This is a genomic window from Kitasatospora sp. NPDC057542 (assembly GCF_042801945.1).
Lineage (GTDB): Bacteria > Actinomycetota > Actinomycetes > Streptomycetales > Streptomycetaceae > Kitasatospora.
This window is the reverse complement of record NZ_JBHVFE010000566.1, coordinates 682-5142: the sequence shown is the minus strand read 5'-3', so window position 1 is coordinate 5142 and position 4461 is coordinate 682. Positions and strand designations below refer to the sequence as shown.

Genomic DNA, 4461 nt, shown 5'->3' with positions numbered 1-4461 from the left:
GCCCTGCCGTCAGCTCGGACCTCCTCGGGCCCGGACCGGTCAGACGCCGTACTCGTCCAGCGGCGGGCAGGAGCAGACCAGGTTGCGGTCGCCGTACGCGCCGTCGATCCGGCTCACCGGCGGCCAGTACTTGTCCGCCGGGTTGACGCCCGCCGGGAAGACCGCCTCCTGCCGCGAGTAGCCGTGCGCCCAGTCGCCGGCCAGCGTGGCGGCGGTGTGCGGGGCGTTGCGCAGCGGGTTGTCGTCGGCCGCCCACTCGCCCGAGCCGACCTTGTCGATCTCGGCCCGGATGGTGATCATCGCGTCGCAGAACCGGTCGATCTCGTGCAGGTCCTCGGACTCGGTCGGCTCGATCATCAGCGTGCCGGCCACCGGGAAGGACATCGTCGGCGCGTGGAAGCCGTAGTCGATCAGGCGCTTGGCGATGTCGTCCACCGTCACGCCCGTCTCCTTGGTCAGCGGGCGCAGGTCGATGATGCACTCGTGCGCGACCAGCCCGCCCGGACCGGTGTAGAGCACCGGGAAGTGCGGCGCCAGGCGCTTGGCGATGTAGTTGGCGTTCAGCACCGCGACCTGGGTCGCGTGCTTGAGGCCCTCGCCGCCCATCAGCCGGACGTACGCCCAGGAGATCGGCAGGATGGCCGCCGAGCCCCACGGCGCGGCCGAGATCGGGCCCACGCCGGTGGCCGGGCCGGCCTCCGCCTGGAGCGGGTGGTTCGGCAGGTACGGCGCCAGGTGGGCGCGCACCGCGACCGGGCCGACGCCCGGGCCGCCACCGCCGTGCGGGATGCAGAAGGTCTTGTGCAGGTTCAGGTGCGAGACGTCCGCGCCGAACTTGCCCGGCTTGGCGAGGCCGACCAGGGCGTTCAGGTTGGCGCCGTCCACGTACACCTGGCCGCCGGCCTCGTGCACCAGGGCGCAGATGTCGGTGATCTGGGTCTCGTACACGCCGTGGGTGGACGGGTAGGTGACCATCAGCACGGCGAGGTTGTCGCGGTGCTTCTCGATCTTGGCCTTCAGGTCGTCGACGTCCACGTCGCCGTCGACCAGGGTCTTCACCACGACCACGCGCATGCCGGCCATCACCGCGGAGGCCGCGTTGGTGCCGTGCGCCGAGGACGGGATCAGGCAGACGTCACGCTGGGTGTCCCCGTTGGCGTGGTGGTAGGCGCGCACGGCGAGCAGACCGGCCAGCTCGCCCTGCGAACCGGCGTTCGGCTGGATCGACACGGCGTCGTAGCCGGTCACCTCGACCAGCTGCTGCTCCAGCTGGCGGATCAGGGTCAGGAAGCCCTGGGCCTGGTCGATCGGCGCGAAGGGGTGCAGCTGGCCGAACTCCGGCCAGGTCACCGCCTCCATCTCGGTGGTGGCGTTGAGCTTCATGGTGCAGGAGCCCAGCGGGATCATGCCGCGGTCCAGCGCGTAGTCCCGGTCCGACAGGCGGCGCAGGTAACGCAGCATGGCGGTCTCCGAGCGGTGGCTGTGGAAGACCGGGTGGGTCAGGTACTCGTCCTCGCGCAGCAGCGCGGCGGGCAGCGCCTCGGCGGCCTCGGCGACCTCGACGGCGGGGACGCCGAACGCGGCCCAGACGCCGGCCAGGTGCTCGCGGGTGGTGGTCTCGTCGGTGGAGACGGAGATCCGGTCCGCGCCGTCCTGGTGGACGTTGATGCCGTTGGCACGGGCGGCGGCGGCGATCTCGGCGGCGCGGCCCGGGACGACGGCGGTGACGGTGTCGAAGAACTCGCCGTGCAGCAGCTCGACGCCACCGGCCCGCAGGCCCTCGGCGAGGGCGGCGGCGTAACGGTGGGTGCGGCGGGCGATGTCGGCCAGGCCGTCCGGGCCGTGGTAGACGGCGTACATCGAGGCCATCACGGCGAGCAGCACCTGGGCGGTGCAGATGTTGCTGGTGGCCTTCTCGCGGCGGATGTGCTGCTCGCGGGTCTGCAGCGCCAGGCGGTAGGCGCGGTTGCCGTCCACGTCGACGGAGACGCCGACCAGGCGGCCGGGCAGCGAGCGGGCGTACTCGGCGCGCACCGACAGGTAGCCGGCGTGCGGGCCGCCGAAGCCCATCGGCACGCCGAAGCGCTGCGAGGTGCCGCAGGCGATGTCGGCGCCCAGCGAGCCCGGGGACTTGAGCAGGGTCAGCGCGAGCAGGTCGGCGGCGACGGCGACGATCGCGCCCAGGCCGTGCGCCTGCTCGATCACCGGGGCGAGGTCGCGGACCACGCCGGTGGCACCCGGGTACTGGAGCAGCACGCCGAAGACACCGCGCTCGGCGATCTCGGCCGGGATGCCCTCGGACAGGTCGGCGACGACGACCTCGACGCCGGTCGGCACGGCGCGGGTGTTGATCACCGCGATGGTCTGCGGCAGGGTCTCGGCGTCGATCAGGAAGACGCCGCCCTTGACCTTGGTGACGCGGCGGGCCAGCGCCATCGCCTCGGCGGCCGCGGTGCCCTCGTCCAGCAGCGACGAGCCGGAGGTCGACAGGCCGGTCAGGTCGGAGACCAGGGTCTGGAAGTTGAGCAGCGCCTCCAGGCGGCCCTGCGAGATCTCCGGCTGGTACGGGGTGTAGGCGGTGTACCAGGCCGGGTTCTCCATGACGTTGCGCAGGATCACCGGCGGGGTGAAGGTGCCGTAGTAGCCCAGGCCGATCATCGGCTGGAGCACCTGGTTGCGGCCGGCCAGCTCGCGCAGCTCGGCGAGGACCTGGGCCTCGGTCCGGCCCGCGGGCAGGTCCAGGGCGGTGATGGAGCGGATCGCCTCGGGCACCGCGGTGGCGGCGAGTTCGTCCAGCGAGCCGTAGCCGACGGACGCCAGCATCTTCTCCTGTGCGGGGGCGTCGGGGCCGATGTGGCGGTTCTCGAAGGGGCTGGCCAGCTCAAGCTCGGTGAGGGTCGGGGCGCCGGTGGGGCGTCCCGCGTTCGGCTGGGCGTTCATGGTGGTCGAGGCCTCCTGGTCACGGACCGGCGGGGGTACGCACGCCGGCCGGCCTCACCGCTGCGGACAGCGGACCAGCCTGGGCGGGCGAACCCGACAGGCCTCCCCCTCTGTCATCGGGACCTGAGAGCTTCACCCGCACGGGGCGCTGTGGGCGCTCCGCCGGCTTGCACCGTCGGTGAGGGTGGTGATCGCCGGCTCCCGTGCCGACGCCCCTGCCCTGCTTTCCAGAGTGACCTACCCCACACGGTACGGATGCCTGAGAGATTCCGGGGAGGAGTTGCTCCTTCGGCGCTCCGACCAGCGGTTTTCGCAGTCGGAGACTCTCCCGAGCGGGCTCTGCGGTCGCCGCCCAGGGTACCAGCGGGAGGCGCCCCGATCACGGGTGCGTCAGGTCACTCGGGGTCTACGCGCGTCCCCCGGACGGTCCAGTGCACAGCCCGTCCGGCGCACCCCGGTCGCATCCGTCCGATTCATGGCTTTTGGTGTGAAGTGGTGGACGGAACGGGCGCTCCGGCCGCCCTCCTGCGGGAGCTCCGCAGGCTCAGCGCACGGGAGGAAAGAGTGCAGACCGACATCGACCCGCGGGACCTCATCGGTCACAAGGCCGTCGACCGCAACGGAGACAAGATCGGCACGGTCGACGAGGTCTACCTGGACGACGCCACCGGCCGGCCCGAGTGGGCCGCGGTCCGGACCGGCATCTTCGGCCGGGACGCCTTCGTCCCGCTGACCACGAGCGAGTTCTCCGGCGACGAACTCCGGGTGCCGTACGACAAGTCACTGGTGAAGGAGTCGCCGGACTTCGGCGTCGGCCAACACCTGTCCCCCGCACAGGAGCTCCAGCTCTACCGCTACTACGGGCTCGACACCCCGGCGGCCGGCCGCCCGAACGGAGATGACGTGAGCCACTCCGAACAACCCGACCTCGACTTCGGCACCACCGCGGCCGCCGCCCCGACGACCGCGGCGGCCCCGGCCAAGGCGCTCACCTTCCACACCCCCGAGCGCTCCCCCGAGCCTGCCCCGGCCAGAACCCCCACTGCCCCTGCACCCACAACCGCCGACACACCCAGGACCACCCCGGAGGCCGACATGCGGAACCTCGGCACCCCCACGGCCGCCACCGCGTTCCCGGCGCGCGCACCCTTCTCTGCCCCCGCCGACGCACCCACCACACCCGCCACACCCGCCACACCTGCCATGGGACCGAGGCCGCAGCCCTTCTCCACCCCCGCCGACGCACCCACCACACCCGCCATGGAACCGAGGCCGCAGCCCTTCTCCACCGACGCACCCGTCACACCCGCCGCATCCACCACACCCGCCATGGAACCGAAGCCGCAGCCCTTCTCCACCGACGCACCCACCACACCCGCCACACCCACCATGGAACCGAAGCCGCAGCCCTTCTCCACCCCCGCCGACGCACCCACCACACCCGCCACACCCACCATGGAACCGAAGCCGCAGCCCTTCTCCACCCCCGCCGACGCACCCACCACACCCGCCACACCCACG

At 72.2% G+C, this 4461-nt stretch carries 1 protein-coding gene, 1 pseudogene and 1 riboswitch; of the genes and pseudogenes, one reads left to right on the top strand and one right to left on the bottom strand.

Annotation, left to right across the window (positions count from 1 at the left end; genetic code table 11):
* Nucleotides 1-39 precede the first annotated feature (39 nt).
* Nucleotides 40-2940 (bottom strand): aminomethyl-transferring glycine dehydrogenase, encoded by a 2901-nt coding sequence (gene gcvP, locus ACFU7Y_RS39690; RefSeq protein WP_224276629.1) that lies wholly within the window; start codon nucleotides 2938-2940, stop codon nucleotides 40-42.
* Nucleotides 2941-3177: 237 nt separating this feature from the next.
* A riboswitch (glycine riboswitch) is annotated at nucleotides 3178-3281 on the bottom strand.
* A gap of 223 nt (nucleotides 3282-3504) precedes the next feature.
* Here gcvP and ACFU7Y_RS39685 point away from each other — a divergent pair.
* Nucleotides 3505-3888 (top strand): annotated as a pseudogene (locus tag ACFU7Y_RS39685) (PRC-barrel domain-containing protein); the annotation flags it as partial.
* Nucleotides 3889-4461 lie beyond the last annotated feature (573 nt).

Excerpts from the sequence above, each read along its gene's own strand:
- gcvP (WP_224276629.1), bottom strand. The coding sequence starts at position 2,940 with ATGAACGCCCAGCCGAACGCGGGACGCCCCACCGGCGCCCCGACCCTC.